This is a genomic window from Paraburkholderia youngii (genome assembly GCF_013366925.1).
Classification (GTDB): domain Bacteria; phylum Pseudomonadota; class Gammaproteobacteria; order Burkholderiales; family Burkholderiaceae; genus Paraburkholderia; species Paraburkholderia youngii.
The window spans coordinates 1,078,703-1,097,246 of sequence record NZ_JAALDK010000001.1; the positions used below are offsets into that span (position 1 = coordinate 1,078,703).

General features: G+C 61.0%; 12 protein-coding genes and 2 pseudogenes. 6 read left to right on the forward strand and 8 right to left on the reverse strand.

What is annotated here, in order from left to right; all coding sequences use genetic code 11:
* The first annotated feature begins 11 nt into the window (after positions 1-11).
* Together G5S42_RS05060 and G5S42_RS05065 are read left to right on the forward strand one after the other, a co-directional pair.
* Positions 12-1,082, forward strand: a complete 1,071-nt coding sequence (locus G5S42_RS05060; RefSeq protein WP_176105805.1) for a maleylacetate reductase — start codon at positions 12-14, stop codon at positions 1,080-1,082.
* An 84-nt stretch (positions 1,083-1,166) separates the two neighbouring features.
* Positions 1,167-1,997 carry an intradiol ring-cleavage dioxygenase gene (locus G5S42_RS05065; RefSeq protein WP_176105806.1) on the forward strand — a complete coding sequence of 277 codons (831 nt, stop codon included), beginning with the start codon at positions 1,167-1,169 and terminating at the stop codon, positions 1,995-1,997.
* 131 nt (positions 1,998-2,128) lie between these two features.
* Here the strand turns inward: G5S42_RS05065 and G5S42_RS05070 are convergent, their stop codons facing one another.
* The 6 genes and pseudogenes from G5S42_RS05070 to G5S42_RS05095 form a co-directional block, all read right to left on the reverse strand.
* Positions 2,129-3,067 carry a LysR family transcriptional regulator gene (locus G5S42_RS05070; protein ID WP_176105807.1) on the reverse strand — a complete coding sequence of 313 codons (939 nt, stop codon included), beginning with the start codon at positions 3,065-3,067 and terminating at the stop codon, positions 2,129-2,131.
* 587 nt (positions 3,068-3,654) lie between these two features.
* On the reverse strand, positions 3,655-3,927 hold the full coding sequence (locus tag G5S42_RS45105) for a DUF4148 domain-containing protein (RefSeq protein ID WP_312883524.1): 273 nt from the start codon (positions 3,925-3,927) through the stop codon (positions 3,655-3,657).
* A 1,413-nt stretch (positions 3,928-5,340) separates the two neighbouring features.
* Positions 5,341-6,027 carry a type 1 glutamine amidotransferase domain-containing protein gene (locus G5S42_RS05080; protein ID WP_176105809.1) on the reverse strand — a complete coding sequence of 229 codons (687 nt, stop codon included), beginning with the start codon at positions 6,025-6,027 and terminating at the stop codon, positions 5,341-5,343.
* Positions 6,028-6,119: 92 nt separating this feature from the next.
* Complete coding sequence (locus G5S42_RS05085) at positions 6,120-6,758, reverse strand: DUF3331 domain-containing protein (protein WP_312883525.1); 639 nt, start codon at positions 6,756-6,758, stop codon at positions 6,120-6,122.
* A complete protein-coding gene (locus G5S42_RS05090) occupies positions 6,704-6,937 on the reverse strand; it encodes a tautomerase family protein (protein ID WP_176105810.1) in 234 nt (77 codons plus the stop codon). The genes G5S42_RS05085 and G5S42_RS05090 overlap by 55 nt, the downstream gene beginning before the upstream one ends.
* 89 nt (positions 6,938-7,026) lie before the next feature.
* Positions 7,027-7,116: pseudogene (locus G5S42_RS05095) on the reverse strand (3-oxoacyl-ACP reductase); the annotation flags it as partial.
* A 999-nt stretch (positions 7,117-8,115) separates the two neighbouring features.
* Here G5S42_RS05095 and G5S42_RS05100 point away from each other — a divergent pair.
* The 3 genes and pseudogenes from G5S42_RS05100 to G5S42_RS05110 all read left to right on the forward strand — a co-directional run.
* Positions 8,116-8,511, forward strand: a pseudogene (locus tag G5S42_RS05100) (TolC family protein); the annotation flags it as partial.
* Positions 8,512-8,636: 125 nt separating this feature from the next.
* Positions 8,637-14,147 carry a trifunctional serine/threonine-protein kinase/ATP-binding protein/sensor histidine kinase gene (locus G5S42_RS05105; protein ID WP_176105811.1) on the forward strand — a complete coding sequence of 1,837 codons (5,511 nt, stop codon included), beginning with the start codon at positions 8,637-8,639 and terminating at the stop codon, positions 14,145-14,147.
* Between the two features lie 266 nt (positions 14,148-14,413).
* Entirely contained in the window at positions 14,414-15,931 is a 1,518-nt protein-coding gene (locus G5S42_RS05110) for a CoA-acylating methylmalonate-semialdehyde dehydrogenase (protein ID WP_176105812.1), read from the forward strand.
* Between the two features lie 134 nt (positions 15,932-16,065).
* Here the strand turns inward: G5S42_RS05110 and G5S42_RS05115 are convergent, their stop codons facing one another.
* On the reverse strand, positions 16,066-16,455 hold the full coding sequence (locus tag G5S42_RS05115) for a nuclear transport factor 2 family protein (RefSeq protein ID WP_176105813.1): 390 nt from the start codon (positions 16,453-16,455) through the stop codon (positions 16,066-16,068).
* Positions 16,433-17,467 (reverse strand): LLM class oxidoreductase, encoded by a 1,035-nt coding sequence (locus G5S42_RS05120; RefSeq protein ID WP_376776863.1) that lies wholly within the window; start codon positions 17,465-17,467, stop codon positions 16,433-16,435. Before G5S42_RS05120 ends, G5S42_RS05115 begins: the two co-directional genes overlap by 23 nt.
* 326 nt (positions 17,468-17,793) lie before the next feature.
* On the opposite strand from G5S42_RS05120, the gene G5S42_RS05125 reads away from it, so the two are divergent.
* On the forward strand, positions 17,794-17,994 hold the full coding sequence (locus G5S42_RS05125; protein WP_176105814.1) for a copper chaperone: 201 nt from the start codon (positions 17,794-17,796) through the stop codon (positions 17,992-17,994).
* The last annotated feature ends 550 nt before the right edge of the window (positions 17,995-18,544 follow it).

The following is an 18,544-nucleotide window of genomic DNA, read 5'->3' on the forward strand; positions in this document are numbered from 1 at the left end:
CGACTACTATCATGAACGAGTTCGTTTATACGAGCCATGCTCAGCGCGTCGTATTTGGTGCCGGCGCTTTGAGCCGGCTGGAAGCGGAAGTCGAGCGGCTGCGCGCCCATCGCGCATTGATACTCGCGACTCCCGATCAGCGCGAGGACGCCGAGCGCGTTGCGGCACTTCTCGGCGCGCGCGTAGCTGGCGTGTTTGCGAAAGCGGCCATGCATGTGCCTATCGAAGTTGCCCGCGAGGCACGCGAGGTGGCGCGCCGTCTCGACGCTGACTGTGCGATCGCCATCGGTGGAGGATCAACGACAGGACTCGGAAAGGCCATTGCATTGGAGTCGGACTTTCCGATCCTCGCTATTCCGACGACTTACGCCGGCTCTGAAATGACACCGATCTACGGCATCACCGAAGCGGGTTTAAAAAAGACCGGCCGCGACAGTCGCGTGATACCGAGGACAGTGATTTACGATCCCGAGCTCACGTATTCGTTGCCGGTATCGCTGAGCGTGAGCAGCGCGATCAATGCGATTGCTCATGCGGCTGAAGGCCTTTACGCGGTGGACGCAAATCCGATCACGGATCTGATCGCGGGCGAGGGCATCGCCGCGATCGGACGGGCACTGCCGCTACTGACTCTCGATGCCGACGATGCGAACGTACGGCGCGCACGCGCGGATGCGCTGTATGGCGCATGGCTGTGCGGATCGGTGTTGGGGGCGGTGACGATGTCGCTGCACCATAAGCTTTGCCATACGCTCGGCGGAAGCTTCGACCTGCCGCACGCGCAGACGCACGCGATCATCTTGCCGCACGCACTGGCCTACAACGCGAAGGCCGCCACACGTGCGATGGGGCGGATCGCGAGCGCGCTTTATGGCGTCAGCGCACCGCAAGCCGTATTCGACCTCGCGGAAAAGAACGGCGCACGGCTGGCGCTGAAAGACATCGGCATGAAAGAGTCGGACCTCGACAAGGCGTGCGCGATCGCGCTGCAGAATCAGTATCCGAATCCCCGGGCGCTAGAAAAGTCGGCGCTCAGGCGATTGCTACAGGACGCCTACGAAGGCGTGCGGCCGAGTATGTGACACGGCGAGTTCAGCAAGCGGTGTGACATAGGCTTTCGCATCGCTCGATTAGCGTTATCCACGCAACTTCCTCCGGAGCCAAACATGCGCAATCTCGACGAACACACTGTCACGGACGCAGTGCTCGATCTGCTGGCCGCTACGCCGGATCCCCGTTTGAAGTTCGTCCTCACGAGCCTCATTACTCATTTGCACGATTTCGCCCGCGACGTCGAACTGACCGAAGCCGAATTGCGCGCTGGGATCGAATTTCTGACCCGGACCGGGCACAAGTGCGACGACAAACGTCAGGAATTCATCCTGTTGAGCGACGTGCTGGGATTGTCGATGCTGACCGTCGCGATGAACAACAGGAAGCCGCGAGGTTGCACGGAATCGACGGTGTTCGGCCCATTCCACGTGGACGGCGCGCCCGAGTACGCAAACGGTGCGGACATCGCCAATGGGGCATCGGGCGAACCTTGCATCGTGCGTGGCACGGTGAAGAACCTCGACGGCGTACCGGTGGCGGGTGCGCGGATCGAAGTGTGGCAGGCCGACGCCGCGGGTAATTACGACGTTCAGTACCCGAATCTCGACATCCATCAGGCGAGAGGCGTGCTCAGCTCACAGGAGGACGGCAGCTTCGAATTTCGTACCGTGCTCGCCGTCGCCTACCCGATTCCGGACGATGGCCCGGTCGGGGAACTGCTGCGCGCGACTGCGCGACACCCGTGGCGTCCTGCGCACCTTCATTTCATGATCAACGCAAAGAACTATCAGACCCTCGTCACGCATGTGTTCCGCGAAGGGGATCGCTATCTGGATTCCGATGCCGTATTCGGCGTGAGAGAAACGCTGGTGGCGGAGTGGGTCAAACAGCCGGACGGTGGCTACACGCTAGACTACGATTTTGTGCTGAACTCAGTGAACTGAGCCAGGCGGTGCACATATCGTGTGTGCCGCAGCCGTAGCAAAGATCTTGCGACGCCCGCGGATTCCGATGCGAACTTCCATCCGGATTCGCGTTCGGGTTTCCATTCGATCCCGCCGTGGCGGAATGCAGTTCAGCACCGCGTCGAAAAGAGCTTGCGAAAGGTATTGCGAAGCCACTGGTTGCCGGGCTCGAGGTGACATCGATCGTGCCAGTACTGGGCGATTTCGAGCCTGGGCAGCTCGATCGGCGGCTCAACCAGTTGCAAATCGAGATCGCGGCACATTGCAACGGCGAGGCTTCGCGGCACGGTTGCGATAACATCCGAGTGTTTCGCTATCAGCGCCGCCGACGTAAAGACCGGAACCCGACACACGATGTTCCGGCTCGGTACCTGGGACTCGATGAGCCGCTCTACGGCCAGGTGTTCGTGACCGGTGCCCAGTGCGGACACGAGTGCATGCTTCTCCGCGATGAAATCCGCTTTGCTCGGATGACTGCCGATGCGCGGGTGGTCCCTGCGCGTTACGCTCACATAGGACTCAGTCCACAGCGGGACGCGCCGGATACCCATCGTCAGCGAAGGGAAGGAGCCGATCGCGAGGTCGACGAGACCCGACTCGAGCCACAGATCTAGATGTTGCGCATCGCAGGGAATCGACTGTACGCAGATGCCGGGTGCTTCCGCCGCGAGATAGTTCAGAAGTGCCGGGAAGATCTTGATTGCCCCCGCATCGACCAGAAAGAAACTGAATTTGCGTGTCGACATCTTCGGATCGAATGATGCGTACTCGGAGCGAAGAGCGCGAAAGTTCTTGAGTATCGACCTCACGGGTTCCGACAGCTCGAGCGCTTTGGGCGTCGGCTCCATGCGCAATCCCACACGCACGAACAGCGGGTCGCCAAAATACAGTCGCAGCCGCGCGAGCGTCTTGCTCAACGCGGGCTGCGAAAGGTTGAGCACGCGCGCGGCTTTGGTGAGGCTGTGTTCGGTCAGCAGGACATCGAATACTTGCAGATGGTGAAGATCGAGTTCGAGGTCGCTCTCACTCTTTTGGGGAATGGTGTGCATGCAGAAGCAGCCCTATCAATCTTTGATTGGCCACTGTAGCCGATTCAGAAATCGCTGCCACTCGGCGTTATCACCGACGTCGTGCGTGCTTTTCAAAGCGCGCCAATCGCCAAATCCTGCCGCCGTGGAGTGTACCGTGGCGAGCACGCATGGTTCTGTGATTATTCGAAATATCTGGAACGAACGGCCGATACCGCACGCACGCATCCCGGAGCTGAAGATCGCCGTTTCGGATCACTGTGAACGGGCCGGTGTCGGCAGGCTGGCGTCGACCAACCACCGAGCCGAGCGCGCAGTCATGCGATAGGCTACCCTGTCAGGTGTCGAAGTAATGAAAATGGTCAGGAAAATGGCAGATGAAAGACGCGGGTATTAGCGGACTGTGTCGAGCAATCCTATTCGCCGAATATATAAGTGATCCTGATCTTCCAGGAACCGCGTCGTCGCAATATTCTTATCGCGACACAACCCGTGTCCATCGTTTGCGTTCTCGGGGGCAACATGCCTGGCCTTTTCCCGAGCCGCATAGCAAATTGACGACTACCATGGAACACATCAGCCCGGACCGGTGCGAGCAATCGCCGTGCTTATTGACCCCCATACTCCGCGTTTATGCGGTCGAGTTCGCCCGATTGGCGTGCCTGCTCAAGCTCCTGCTTAACCTGGGCCCGGGTCTTTCCCATTGGAGCGCCAGCGTCACTCCTCGTGGCGGGCACACCACCCACAGAATTTGTCGAAGACACGCTGGGATTTGTGGGCTGTGTTGCGGGCGCCATATCCTGCGCCTGGACATATCCGAATGCAATAACCGCGGCGATTGCTACCACGACTTTTGGCGATTTCATATCTATGTACTCCATGAAGTTCGATAGGTTTGGTTTTCTGGCTCGCGGCCCAATCAACGCGTGGTCATTGAAATTTCCGCGTGCGGGTCAGGCCTGCGTTGGCGACATAGGGCGAGCTAGCTGCCCTGAAAGATATCGCACGAAAGGCCCACTGTGCACGGCGCACCGTTTCTGGCTTTGCCGCTGCCGCTGCTTCCACCGGGCTGGGGTCCATAGCCCGGGTCAGTGGTGTGGTCCATAGCCGTGCCCGGCTGAACAGTTGTCATGGGCTGCTGCGCAGACGACGGGTCGGTTGCGCCCGGCGGTTGCATTTGCTGCGACTGGGCGGCGCCGGTCGCACCGAGCAGGTACACCGCACTGACTATACCTATAAGTTGCACTTTCATCTCGTCACCTCTTTTTCGTCAATGGGTTGCAAAAAGCACGATCCTCGAATAACAAGGAAATTGGCATCCCGTGTAGCGTGCGAAAGTTGCAATAGACCTTTTCTCGCTACTTGCCGATTCTTTTTTCGCTCCATCAGATGCCAAACAGCGTCGTCTCCAACGACGTTTAGCCGAGCAAATGCGAGGTTGGCTTGTGGCACCGTTTGCGCGCAACGCCTGACCTATTCGATGACTACGTGGGCGAGGCTGGGACCGGGCGGGGCAGAGGGGGTGCGCAACAAGTGTGCTGGCGAAAGGACGTTGTCAAGTCATTGACCAATAAGAACCTTGCTGCATCTATGTTATAGAACACTAAGGTCGCGATTGACAGCGGAATCGACAATCGGCAAATCAGGGACGACAGTTGCGCCTAGTCGTTCGCACCGCTAGGCGCGCCAAAGGGTGCTTTGCGGTTTGTAAGTGGTCGAGACGGCGACGCGCCTACCAGCATCGATCCGCGATGGTCTTTGAAGACAGTCCACGCTCAATCGTGCATGAAGTCCGAAAATTCTTCGATCAGATGTGCCAAGGGTCGGGTCTCCTGTTGTGGCTGCTCCAGACAATCGAGAAAACGCGGCCATGATCTGGCCGTTGAAACGAATCGCTGACGAGACCAGCGACAATGGCGAATCCGCTGGCGTCGACACTGAAGGCGCACCCAGCGATCAGCGGCAGCCTCTACGTCCTGTGCGACGAACGTGAATTCACTGATATCGAAGTATTGGGCGCGACAACGAGGAGTTCAGCGGCGATCTGTCGAAGTGCCGCGCGCGCAAAACCCCGTTCGGAACAATGCGCAAGAAAATGCTCACGCTCCTCTGGCCATGATCCATCCCGATAGCGACCCAACGCTTGCGGATAGCTATAGATGCCTCAAAGATGATCCACGTTCCCATTTCGCGACCCGGTACTGCAACGCTCCGGTGATGACGATTTGCCATGATGAGTTGCGGGCGGCGCCCGCGCCGGGCAGCCGCCACTCTTTTGGCACGAGGGCCGAGTCTCATTGACGCTTGCTCAACTTCTCCAGCAATGCCTTTGCGGCCGGCCCCGACGATGCGGGATTCTGCCCGGTGAGCAGCAGCCCGTCTTCGAGCACATACGGCTGCCAGTCGGGGCCCTTCGAAAAGTTTCCGCCCTTCGCCTTGAGCTCGTCTTCAACGAGGAACGGGACCACCTTGGTGAGCCCAACCGCTTCCTCTTCGCTGTTCGTAAAGCCGGTGACCGACTTGCCGTTGACGAGCGGCTTGCCATCCGGACCCTTCACGTATCGCAGAACCCCGGGCGCGTGGCAGACGAGATCGACGGGCTTCCCGGCCGCGATCGTGCGCTCGATAAGCCCGATGGAGACAGGGTCTTCCGCGAGATCCCAGAGTGGACCATGGCCGCCGGGGTAGAACACGGCGTCGAATTCGTCATGGGCGACATCCTTGAGCTTTGCCGTGTTGCCCAGGTCCGCCACTGCAGCCGGGTCGGCTTCGAAGCGACGTGTCAGGTCAGTCTGAAAGTCCGGCTCGTTGCTCTTGGGGTCTAGTGGAGGCTTGCCACCCTTGGGCGACGCGAGCACGATCTGCGCGCCGGCGTCCTTGAACACGTAGTAGGGCGCGGCGAGTTCCTCGAGCCAGAACCCGGTCTTGCGTCCCGTATTGCCCAATTCGTCGTGCGAAGTCAAAACCATCAGAATCTTCACGATGCTCTCCTTGAATGCATTTTCACAACTTCCGGTTGCAGAGAATTCCGGTCGACGCGCTTGGCGCGCCGAATCAGATTACCGATCCGCCATCAGCCCAAAGCAGCAAGATGAATCATGGCGTTCACGTTCACGGGAAGGACAGGCGTTCGGGTAGAGGGCCGGTAGATGATATCGCCGCGACGGATCGCTTTGCCGCTCACCGCGCACATGCCGGCCCGGCGTGCCTTTGCGCAGACCCAGATTTGATAGCCGTAGTGGCACGAGGCGGAGCACCAGCGCAACACAACGGTTCGGGGGGAGAGGCGCTCGAGCAGCGTAACGACGGCTGCGCAGGGTGCGTCGATCGTAGCGTCGCGCCCTTTGCCGCACCTTCCGTCGTTGCGGTGTGGCCCGGCGATGCGCGCACTGGGTGCGGGTTCGGTGGAGCTGAGGCTCTGTGCGCGTGATTCCGCCGCACCCAGCCTGTCGAGTAGCAGGAGTGTCTGCTCCCATGGGTCCGGGCGTGAGGCGTGTTTGTTGCCAGCCATTGCCGCCACGTTCGCGCGGCTATTTCGCGAACGTGTTCGAAGTCCCTCGTCCGTGTTCATGCGAGGCCTCAGATGAAGATTGATAGCGCCACAATGCAACCGGTGCAATTGCGCGGGAAGCTCGCTCTCGAGCGGGCCGCGCGCGTTTACTTGATGAGTCCCTTCTGTCGTCGATAGACGTCGGTAGGCAGGCCACCCCATCCCCAGTTTTCCGTTGGCACTTCTTCGATGACGACGAAGGTCGCCTCCAGCGGTTTGTTCAGCACGTCAAGCATGAGGTGGCTCACGCCCTTGATAAGCTGGGCCTTTTCTTCCGCGGTGACGGAATCCGTGCCGGGCCGTGTGCCCTCGCGTGTAACCTGAATTGTGACGATCGGCATTTCGCTTTCCTTAATGTTGATCTTTGCAAGGCGCGCCGGCGAACGGCGCTCCTCGTCTGTCTGGCGGAGCCAGTGGAGCGCAGCGCGCTTTAGTGGCCGGCGACCTGACCGCCGTCGACGTGAAGGATTTCGCCCGTCACGAATGGCGCCGAGTCGAGATAGAGAATGGCGTTCACCATCTAAACCTCGAAATAGGTTGGACTATCTTTCTGATCGGGCTTGCTGTTCCGATGACGACAAATTTACGCATCTACGCCTCCGGCGTGAATACGGGACGTGGACAAACAGTTGTGAGTCGCAGGAACAAATGGCAGCAAGCCGGGCGCGATGACGCGCAGTGAAAAAGCCATACGAAGGACGCTTACTTTGCTTGGGATCAGGCTAGCTTCCATGCGACTGCGTCAACAACGTTCTGGCGATTGTTCCCGCCGCACGTTCGTCGAGCGGGTTCGCGTCGACATGGCGTGGAAACTCCTGGAGGACCCTGATTCGCCGCTCAAGACGCTAGCATTCAAATGCGGCGCTTTCATCGCGCCCCGCATATGCGCATGGCGTTGTCTCGGGGGGCTGAGCATCACGCCAAAAGAACTTCACGTGCGATTCCGGGGGAGGGACGAGTGCATAACGACGATTCCCGGTCCGAGTTGGCTACCGAGAACTCAGTATGACGGCTGACGTGTCGCGTGAATGAATAAGCGGCTGTAGATATTGGGCATGCGCTTCGGAACGCCTTGAAAGTTCACTATCGCGTTGACTCAGCATGCATTCGCCTTCGGTCGTCACGCCGCTCTCGCATAGAAGATACGCATTGTTTCGCAGCGTTTCAGTAACGAAGGACATGAAAGACCGAATTTTTCGGCTCGTCCCGCGCCGCTTGAGATGAAGCAGGTTGACCGGCGTTGATTTCTGCTCGTATGACCGAAAAGTGGGCACCAGATTTCCGCGGTTGCGAAACTCCGGTAACGGAAACGCAAATGTGGCTGACCAGATCGCGCGGATGCGTGGGTTCTCCATGCTCGGCGAAATAAGCGGGAGCCGCGAAGGTTTGCCGCCGCATGGAGCCGAAACGCCCCCAAATGTGGACGATTCTTCGAGATGACCGATACTTATGGCGATATCCACGCCTTCCTCAAGCAGGCGTGTGAGACGATCTGGGCAAACCGCGTTCACGCTGACTGCTCAACGGAAGTGCGGGCTTTCAGAGTCTGCAACCCTCGAGTCTGGCCACTTGGGCGCCCGGGCAGTTCGTCGTCGGCCCTTTCACGACGGCCCCTCTTCAAACGCAGTCGCCTGAAAGAAGCGGCGCAGCTGCGTGAGGCGCAACAACAGGAGGCTGCGATCGCCTACGAGGAGACGGTGCTGGGCGCGTGGCAGGAGGTGGACGACGCGCTCGTAACCTACGAGGCCGAACAGCGCCGCCGCGACCGGCTGGCGCAGGCCGTGACCATGAACGAGCGCGCGCTCTCGGTCGCGCAGGAGCAAACCTCGAACAGCGCAGAGCCACGGCGGCCACGAATCTTATTACGCTTTGTAAAGCGCTGCGAGCGGGATGGCAGTCGACCTATGGCGGGTAATCCATCGCTCGATGTCCATTGTTCAGGTCAATCGATGACTTCGCTGCGCCGGCGATGGCGCAAAGACGGGCGCGCGCGCAAAATCATCTGCGAATGAAAATCGCATCATGACAGGAGCGTCCGCCGTGGATGTCGCTGGATATGAGCTGGAGCCGCTGCGCGACGACGGCGATTTTTCACTGTATCGCGCCCGCAAACCCAGCCATCCCGTCTCGGTGCTCGCGCTAGTCGCCACGCGTGCGGACCTGGCGGGCGTGAAGCGCCTCGAGCGCGAATACGGGTTTGCCGCGTTGCTCGATTCGAGCTGGGCGGCGCGGCCTCTCGCGTTCTACCGGCACAGAGAGCCGCCCATGCTCGTGCTCGACGACGACGGCGGCGAGCCGCTCAGTCGCTCGCTTGCGGGCCCGTTCGAACTCGCGCGCCTGTTGCGCATCGCGGTCAATCTGGCGAAGGTGGTGGGCCACGTGCATCGATGTGGCCTCGTTCATAAAGACATCAAGCCGGCGAACGTGCTCGTCGACAGTAGCGGCAACGTGCGGCTCACCGGCTTCGGCATTGCTTCGCAACTGCCGCACGAACATCAGCCGCCCCCACCGCCCGAGATCGTGGCCGGAAGCTTCGCGTATATGGCGCCTGAGCAGACCGGACGCATGAACCGTTCGATCGACACGCGCAGCGATCTCTATTCTTTCGGCGTCACACTTTACGAAATGCTCACCGGGTCGCTGCCGTTCAAGGCCTCGGACGCGATGGAGTGGATTCATTGCCATATCGCGCGCAAGCCCACGCCGCCCCGTGCATTGCGCGACGCGATTCCGCAGGCGCTCGAGGGCATCGTGCTGAAGCTGCTTTCGAAGGCCGCCGAAGAACGGTATCAGACTGCGGCGGGATTGGAGGCCGATTTGCGCTCATGCCTCACAGCATGGGAAGCGCAGCATCGCATCGACCCCTTCCCGCTGGGGGAGCACGACGCGTCCGACCAGTTGCTGATTCCCGAGAAGCTGTACGGGCGCGAGGCGGAAATCGAGGCACTGACCACCGCGTTCGATCGCGTGGTGGGCAGCGGGTCGGTCGAACTGGTGCTGATCTCGGGCTATCCAGGCATCGGCAAGTCGTCGGTCGTGAACGAGCTGCACAGGGTGTTGGTCCCGCCGCGCGGTCTCTTCGCGTCCGGCAAGTTCGACCAGTACCGGCGCGGCATTCCGAACGTGCCTTTCGCGCAAGCCTTCCAGAGCCTCGTGCGCAACCTGCTGAGCAAGCGGGAAGCCGAGGTCGAGCCGTGGCGGCGCGCATTGATGGAAGCGCTCGGGCCCAACGGGCAACTCATCGTGAATCTGATTCCCGAGCTTGCGCTCATCATCGGTGAGCAGCCGGCCGCACCGACGCTGCCGCCTCAAGACGCGCAAAATCGCTTCCAGATAGTATTTCGACGTTTTCTCGGCGTATTTGCGCGGCCAGAGCACCCACTCGCCTTGTTTATCGACGACCTGCAGTGGGTGGATACGGCGACGCTCGATCTGCTCGCGCATCTCGCCACGCATCCGGACGTGCGGCACGTTCTGCTGGTCGGCGCCTATCGGGACAATGAGGTCGACGCTTCGCACCCATTTGCCCGCACGCTCGAGTCGATTGCCCGGTCCGAAGGCAGAGTGCGGCAAATCGAGCTTGCACCGCTCACGAGGGACAGCGTGGCACACCTCGTGGCGGATGCACTTCACTGTGACCGCGCGAACGCCGCACCGCTCGCGCAACTGGCGCATGAGAAAAGCGGCGGCAATCCGTTCTTCACGATCCAGTTTCTGACCGCGCTCGCCGATGAAGGCCTGCTCACATTCGACCCGCGCGCGGCGAAATGGCGTTGGGAACTGCCGCGCATTCGCGCAAAAGGCTACACCGAGAACGTCGCCGATCTGATGGCGACCAGGTTGAGCCGGCTGCCGCCCGCCGCGCGCGACGCACTAGGCCAGTTGGCGTGCCTGGGCAATGTTGCCGAAGTCGCCGCGCTGACCTGGGTTCGAGGCGGCTCCGAAGAGAAGATGCACGCTGACCTGTGGGAAGCCGTGCGAGCGGGCCTGGTGTTTCGCGAGGCCAATGTCTATGTATTCGCGCACGATCGGGTGCAGGAGGCAGCGTACGCTCTCATTCCCGCCGACGAGCGTGCCGCCGCGCAACTGCGCATAGGCCGTGCGCTGGTGTCGCGCACGCCGCCGGATGCACTCGAAGATGCGATTTTCGATATCGTCAATCATCTCAATCGCGGCGCGGCGCTGATCGTGGACGAAACGGAGCGTGAGCAGGCCGTTGCCTTGAACCTCATCGCGGGAAGGCGGGCCATGCGTTCGACGGCCTACGTGGCCGCGCGCGGCTATCTGGCGCAAGCCGTGGCGTTGCTGTCGCCCGATGCGTGGACGCGGCGCTACGAGAGCACGTTCGAACTCTATCTTGCGTTAGCGGAGTGCGAATATCTGGTGGGCGATTTTGCAAAAGCGGATGCCCTGGCGGACATGATGCTTGCCGCGGCGCACTCCAGTCTTGACCGCGCAAAGATTTACAGCTTGCGCATCGAGTTGTATCAGCTAGCAGGAAGATATGACGAAAGCTTCGCGGTCGCGCTCGTCGCGCTTCGCGGCTTCGGTGTCTGCTTTCCTGAAACCGACCAGGAGATTCAGGCGGCGTTCCATACCGCCCTGCACGACGTTCGCGTCAATCAGGCCGGCCGCTCCGCCGGCGAACTGGTTGAGGCGCCGGTGGCGACGGACCCTGCGATCCACGCGATCGTCAATCTGCTCCTGCAGGCGATGAACTGCGCCTTTGCGGCGCGGCCCGCGTTTTATCCGCTCATCGCGCTGAAGGCGGTCAATCTGTCCTTGCAGCACGGCAATACTGACAACTCCAGTTTTGCGTTCGGCAATTACGCGCTCATCCTGGTTTCGCTGATCGGCGACATCCCAGCTGCGGTTCAGGTTTCGGAGATGTCGCTGAAGCTAAACGAGAAGTTCGGTAATCGGCACCTCAATGGGAAACTGCTGCACCTGTACGGCGCTCATGTCAATTTCTGGCGCCGCCACATCGCCGAGAATCTTCCGGTGCTGGAACGGGCGACAGCCGAATGTATGGAAGCGGGCGATTTCGTTTTTGCCGGCAACGTGGCGTTCAACGCGGTTTGGCAGGCGCTCGAGAGCGGGGCCGCGCTCGAAGACGTGCAGGCGATAGCGGAAAGGTACGCGGCGCTCATGCGGCAGAGCCACAACGACGCGGTCTACGAACTGATTCGCGTCGAACGGCAATGCGTCATCAGTCTGCGGGGCCGGACCGCCAAAGCTTTCGATCTGAATGACGAGACCTTCGACGAAACCGCCTGTTTCGAGTCGATCGTCAAGTCGAATTTCGGTTGTGCCATTGGCGTCTATCGAATCATCAAAGTCATTCTTGCGTTTCTCGAAGGCCGTTACGCCGATGCGCTGAAGGCCGCGCAGCGGGCACAGGCAGTACTTAGTCCGGTGATGGCGCTGGCGATCGAGCCGACCTTTCACTTTTTTCATATGCTGACGCTGACGGCGCTTTATCCCCAGTCCTCCGCCGAGCAGCAGAGGATTTACAAACGCACGCTAGCCGAGGCACTCGAGAAGTTTGAAATCTGGGCCGCACACTGTCCGGAGAACTATCAGAACCGCCATGCGTTACTCGGCGCGGAATTCGCGCGTCTGGAAGGGCGCGATCTCGACGCGATGCACCTGTACGAGCAGGCCATTCGCTCCGCTCGCGAGAATGGCTTTGCGCATCACGAAGGCCTCGCCAGCGAACTTGCCGGCCGCTTCTATTTGCGCATGGGTCTCGCGACCAGCGCCGAAGGCCATTTGCGCAATGCGCGCCGATGCTTCGTCGCCTGGGGCGCGCAAAGCAAGATCGTGCAGCTCGACAGCGAATTCCCGCGTCTGGCCGATCTCGAAGGCAGCACGCTGACCTCGACGCTCAGCTTCGGTTGGCGTCAGTTCGACGCCGCAACGCTGCTCAAGGCATCCCACGCGCTTTCCAGCGAGATCGAACTGAAGAGCCTGGTCGAGCGCCTGATGACGATCGCGCTGGAAACCGCAGGCGCCGACCGTGGTCTGCTGATCATGCCCGAGCAGCCAGACGGCTACCGCGTCGAGGCGGAAGCGCGTATCGACGGCAACGGAATCGAGGTGAAGCGTTTGCCGGATAGTGGCTGCGCGACACCCGCCGCGCTGCTGCGTTACGTCATACACACGGGCAAGCGCGTCATCATCGACGATGCCGTGACATCCGGTCTTTTTCCTGAAGACGGGTATCTGGCGAGCGGAGCCACGCGGTCCGTCTTCTGCCTGCCGCTCGTCAGACAGGGAAAACTCAGTGGGTTGCTGTATCTGGAGAACACCGAGACTTCGCACGTGTTCACTGCACGCCGCTCCGCACTGCTCGATTTGCTCGCGTCGCAGGCTGCCATTTCTCTGGAGAACACTCGCCTGTATGCCGATCTTCAGGAACGCGAAGCAAAGGTGCGGCGTCTGGTGGATTCCAATATCATCGGCATCCACATCTGGGACTTCGAAGGCAATGTCGTCGACGCAAACGATGCGTTTCTGCGCATCGTGGGTTATTCCGCCGAAGATCTCCGATCCGGGCGGATTCGCTGGCCCGACCTCACTCCGCCGGAATGGCACGAACGCGATGAACATGTGAGGGCCGAATTGACGGCCACGGGTAGCGCCAAACCCTTCGAGAAGGAATATTTTCGCAAGGACGGCAGCCGGGTGCCCGTCATGGTCGGCGCAGCGGCATTCGGCGACCGCGAGGGGCAGGGCGTCGCGTTCATCCTGGACCTGACCGGGCAGAAGCGTGCGCAACAGGATGTGCGCGACAGCGAACGACGCTACCGCGAACTTCAGACGGTGCTGGCGCATTCGAACCGCGTGGCGACGATGGGTCAGCTATCGGCGTCGATCGCGCATGAAGTTAAGCAGCCGATCACCGCGATCGCGGCGTATGCGAGCGCGGCCTTGCGCTGGCTCGCGGCCCGCCCGCCGAATTTCGACGAAGCGCGTCTCGCGCTGACCCGGATCGTCGCGGACAGCGACCGCGCCAATGGCATTGTCGACAGGACCCGCGCTTACTTCAAGAAAGAGCCGCTGCGCACCGATGGGCTCGATGTCAACGACATGATTCGGGAACTGATCGCGCTCGTGCGCGGCGAAGCCGGCAAGTCCAGGGTTGAACTCACGGCGGAGCTTACCGAGGGGTTGCCGCGCGTTCAGGGCGACCGGGTGCAACTGCAGCAGGTCATGCTCAATCTGATGATCAATGCCCTCGAAGCGATGAGCGAAATGAAAGCCGGCGAGCGCACGCTACTTGTCCGCACGGACAGGGCCGGCGAAAACGAACTTTGCATTACCGTGCAGGATTCCGGGCCGGGACTCGGCGCCGGCAATCCGGAAGACGTATTCGAGGCTTTTTTCACGACCAAGTCCGACGGTCTGGGCATGGGATTGCCCATTTGCCGCTCGATCGTGCAAAGCCACGGCGGGCGCTTATGGGTGACGCCGAACGACCCCGTTGGCGCCCGCTTTCATTTCACGCTTCCCGCACAAGGCAACGCCTCGCCGCCAGGCCGTGTTTAGCGCTGCATCGCCACGCCATTCGACTCTTCGGATAGCGATGACTTCCGCCTGGTCGCCCTGGCCGGAAACGAGCCCGGAATGTCCCGAAACCGTCGCAGCTAGCACCTCAGCCGGCAGCCGTAAAACATAGACTGTTCTCGTCGGTGGTCAATGACTGTCGATCCCGGCGGGGAGTCATGCAGATGCCCGGCCACTTGACTTGATGCGCGCTGCAATGCGGACTCTTTTCGATCCATGCGCAGCGCTGGACTGTAAAGGATGGACGTATGGGCGAAGCAAACCAGGGCGCGGTGCGCCAACTGAAACATTTTATCGACGGTCAATACACCGCTGGCGCGAGCGGCCGATTCAACGACGTGTACGATCCCGCCCTCGGCCGCGTTTCAGCGCGCGTGCCGGTTGCCAATACCACTGAAGTTGCCGCCGCCGTCGCGGCCGCAAAGACCGCCTTTGGGGCCTGGAGCGAAACCCCGCCGCTCAAGCGCGCACGCTTGATGTTCAGGTTCAAGGAGCTGCTAGAGGCACATCTGGACGAAATCGCCGAACTCATTACACGCGACCACGGGAAGCTGCTCTCGGACGCCAGGGGCGAGGTGATGCGCGGCATCGAAATCGTTGAATTCGCGTGCGGCATTCCGAACCTGCTCAAGACCGATTTCACCGATCAAAGCAGCAGCGGCATCGACAGCTGGAATTTGCATCAGCCCCTGGGCGTGATTGCCGGCGTCACACCGTTCAATTTTCCGGTGGTGGTGCCGTGCTGGATGTTCGTCATGGCCGCCGTGACCGGCAATACATTCATCCTCAAGCCTTCGGAGCGCACGCCGTCGTCGTCGATCCGGCTGGCGGAACTCTTCATCGAGGCGGGTTTTCCCAAGGGTGTTTTCAACGTGGTGAATGGCGACAAGGGCACCGTCGACGCGCTGATTCAGCATCCCGACGTAGCAGCGATGTCCGTCGTCGCCTCCACGCCGGTGGCCGAATATATCTACGCGGAGGGCGCCAAACGCGGCAAGCGCGTGCAGGCGCTGGGCAGCGCGAAGAATCATCTCGTCGTGATGCCCGACGCCAATCTCGATCAAGCCGTCGATGCGCTGATCAACTCGGCATACGGCTCAGCGGGCGAGCGGTGCATGGCGACTTCGGTCGCGGTGGCGGTAGGGCGCATCGGCGACGAACTGGTCGAGCGTCTCGCCACGCGCGTGCGCGCGCTGCGCATCGGTTCGGGCATGGAGCCCGATCTGGACATGGGGCCGCTTATCAGCGCCGCACATCGCACCAAGGTGCGGGGCTATATCGATGCGGGCGTCGAGGCTGGCGCGAAGCTCGTCGTGGACGGGCGTGGCCATACCGTGGCGGGGCACGAAGAGGGCTTCTTCCTCGGCGGCACGCTCTTCGACAACGTGCAGCCGAATATGAAAATCTACCGGGAAGAAATCTTCGGGCCGGTGCTTTCGGTGGTGCGCGTCCCGGATCTCGCCAGTGCAATCGAACTTGTCAACGCGCACGAACTGGGCAATTGCGTCACCCTGTTCACAGCGGATGGCGCAGCGGCGCGCACGTTCACCAGGAAGATTCAGATCGGCATGGTGGGCATCAACGTCCCGAGTCCAGTGCCGTCGGCGTGGCATTCGTTCGGAGGCTGGAAGCGCTCGCTGTTCGGCGATCATCACGCCTACGGCGAGGAAGCCGTACGCTTCTACACGCGCTACAAGAGCGTGACGCAGCGCTGGCCCGACAGCATCGACAAGGGCGCTGAATTCGCCATGCCCGCGTCGAAGTGAGCGAAGCGCGGCGTGAATACGCCGCGCGCTCGAAGTTGGCCGGCCGGGCATGGCCGGCTACCACTCGCTTTTGTACGGGTGCACCCCTGGGCCATTGGAAGGCGTCCAGGGGCTAAAGCCAAGTTGGTTATCGGCTAAGTGGGTGTGATCTTCTGAACCCATTGGCTGCGCCAACCGGGCGCCTCAAAGGGATCCGAAAAATATTGAGTTTCGTGCACGACCTTGCCGTCATGGAACTTCATGATGCTCACGGTGAAAGCAGATCGCCCCTGGTATGTGATGGTGTACTCGGTCACCCAGAGATTGCCTTCTCCCTGCATTCGTCTGACCTTGAAACCGGACGGCCTGTCGGGGTGATGTCCGCGTAAGGCCTGCAAATTCCTGCGCCCATGGATGCGTTCGCCCGATTGGGGATAGTCGCAGATGGCGTCGTCGGCGTAGATGTCATGTTCGGCTTCGAGATCGCCGGCCGCCGACGCTTGCCAGTGCGCATGCAGCGCTTCACGTATGTTCGCGTGTTGCATGAGAAACCTCCGGGATAAAGTACGGCAGTACTTCGCTGTGCAATTCGTCCAATACGTCGGCATACGGGCGCGGCGTGACTTTCGGATTCAGCGCGACGTGGCTGACGCCCGCTTCTCGTGCCTGCTCGAGAAAGTATCTGAGCGAGCGGCTGCCGATGACGAATCCGCCCCTGATGGTGCGGAACGGGTAGTCAGGCCTTGGGTGCAGATAGAGGTAGCCGCCAAACGCAATCGGCTTGAAGGCTTCGCGGCCCATCGAGTGAGCGACGTGCTCGTTCCAGCCGCGCACGAATGCATCGAGCGCGTCGGGGCGGGGCACGAAGCCGAGGTAACCGTCCATATGCGCCGCGATCCATTCGAGACTCTGCTGCGCCCGTCCAACCGCAATCGCCGGGATGCGTCCGTACTGCGGCTTGGGCAGCATGTCGAGCGTGCCATCCGATTTGCCGAAGCGGAGTGAGGAGAACACAGGAAAGGGTTGCTCGCCGACCGTGCGGTAGGTCTGGAAGGCGTCGCGAAACCGCTCGCCGCGCGTATCGAAGTCGATGCCGAAAACAGGATACTCGGAGGGCCGATCTCCCGACGACATGCCTAACAGCAGCCTTCCATTCGTCAACTGGTCGAGCGAATTCACCTGCTTGGCAAGCAAGAGCGGGTCGCGCATCGGCAAGACGATGCCGGTCGTGCCGAGCGCGACCTCGCTCGTCACTGCCGCAAGGCTGGCGATATACACCAGCGGTTCGAAAATCTGCCCGGCGTCGCCATACGCGGGGTCGTAGAACGGGATGTCGCGCATCCACAGCGCGGCAACACCCATCGACTCGGCGCGCTGCGCCATGGCGACATGATCGCGCATGGTCGGGAAAGGCGAGTCCGGATGCGTTTCGAGCGGCAGGATGAGTCCGACCGTGAGTGCCCCCTCGCGAAACACCCGGCGCCACGCGGGCTGCTCCGAAAGCGCGGGTTCGATGGGCGCGGAAGCCTTGATGGCGGTGATTGCTGACATATCCATTGCGTTTCGCCTTGCGTTTTCCCTATTGCGAGCCAAGATTACGCACGAACGACGCTGACAGAAACCGCCTGCGATGAACAACAGTTGATACTCGCGCGCAATAACGCGGGGAATTCAAGCGGTGGACATGCGCGCCTCGAGGCGCCGCGACATGAAGTCGAGAAACGCGCGCAGCTTCAACGGCCGCGGCGCTTGCCCCGCATGCACCGGATTGACGGGGCTTTGATTACGCCGTGTAAAGAGTGAATTGAGGCGGCCCTGATTGGTGGCAGTGGACGTTGATCCTATAGTTGTCCAGACTGGTTCCCCATACAGAGAGGTGGAAAATGAAGTTCGCGATGAAAACTGAGATCCGCAACGACGATCTTCCGACGATCGTGCATGCGATGAAGTCCGTGGATGCCGATGCGAAGGTCGATGTCGATGTTGGCGCACAAACCGTGAGCGTCGATTCGTGGTTGATGCCAGAAGAGTTTCTCGTGGCGTTCTACGACGAGGACTTGGACGTAGGCATTGCCGAATGGTAGGGGCAACCGACGGTCAGCCGCGGTGTTCCGTTTAACGAACTGCCACGCCGATGAGCCCGAGCGTCGGATCACCCTCGTCGTACCCGCCAACGAACCGACCGCCGGTTTCATCGCTGCGGGCACGCCGGCGCGAGTGGAAAGGTCGGCGCGTTCATGGTGACGTCGGGTCCCGGCGCGACCCATGCCGTGACACCGATTGCCGATTGCCGATTGCAATGGCGATTCGGTCCCGATGATCCTGATCTGCGGAAGGTGCCGCGTGCCGCGATTGTCGACGATCGCGTCGCCGGCGGCCGCCCTCAGGCATTTGCGCCGCGAGCGCGCCACGTTGCGCATATCGCATTCAGCCGCGGTTCGTGGTGGAAAAGTTTCATTCCATCGAGGGACCGCGACCAGTCCGGGGGCACGCGCGCAGGTGATCAACCGGCTTCGGACATGTTCCAGCCCGGTACAAGCGCGCGGGCTCGCTCGTGAGCCGCATTGCGTCTTTCCGCCATGTAACAAAAGAAGTTCTGGCTACTGCGTTTATCGAGTCAGACCGCAACCCTAT

Excerpts from the sequence above, each read along its gene's own strand:
- G5S42_RS05060 (WP_176105805.1), top strand. The coding sequence starts at position 12 with ATGAACGAGTTCGTTTATACGAGCCATGCTCAGCGCGTCGTATTTGGT.
- G5S42_RS05065 (WP_176105806.1), top strand. The coding sequence starts at position 1,167 with ATGCGCAATCTCGACGAACACACTGTCACGGACGCAGTGCTCGATCTG.
- G5S42_RS05070 (WP_176105807.1), bottom strand. The coding sequence starts at position 3,067 with ATGCACACCATTCCCCAAAAGAGTGAGAGCGACCTCGAACTCGATCTT.
- G5S42_RS45105 (WP_312883524.1), bottom strand. The coding sequence starts at position 3,927 with ATGGAGTACATAGATATGAAATCGCCAAAAGTCGTGGTAGCAATCGCC.
- G5S42_RS05085 (WP_312883525.1), bottom strand. The coding sequence starts at position 6,758 with ATGGGGTGGCCTGCCTACCGACGTCTATCGACGACAGAAGGGACTCAT.
- G5S42_RS05090 (WP_176105810.1), bottom strand. The coding sequence starts at position 6,937 with ATGCCGATCGTCACAATTCAGGTTACACGCGAGGGCACACGGCCCGGC.
- G5S42_RS05110 (WP_176105812.1), top strand. The coding sequence starts at position 14,414 with ATGGGCGAAGCAAACCAGGGCGCGGTGCGCCAACTGAAACATTTTATC.
- G5S42_RS05115 (WP_176105813.1), bottom strand. The coding sequence starts at position 16,455 with ATGCAACACGCGAACATACGTGAAGCGCTGCATGCGCACTGGCAAGCG.
- G5S42_RS05120 (WP_376776863.1), bottom strand. The coding sequence starts at position 17,467 with ATGGATATGTCAGCAATCACCGCCATCAAGGCTTCCGCGCCCATCGAA.
- G5S42_RS05125 (WP_176105814.1), top strand. The coding sequence starts at position 17,794 with ATGAAGTTCGCGATGAAAACTGAGATCCGCAACGACGATCTTCCGACG.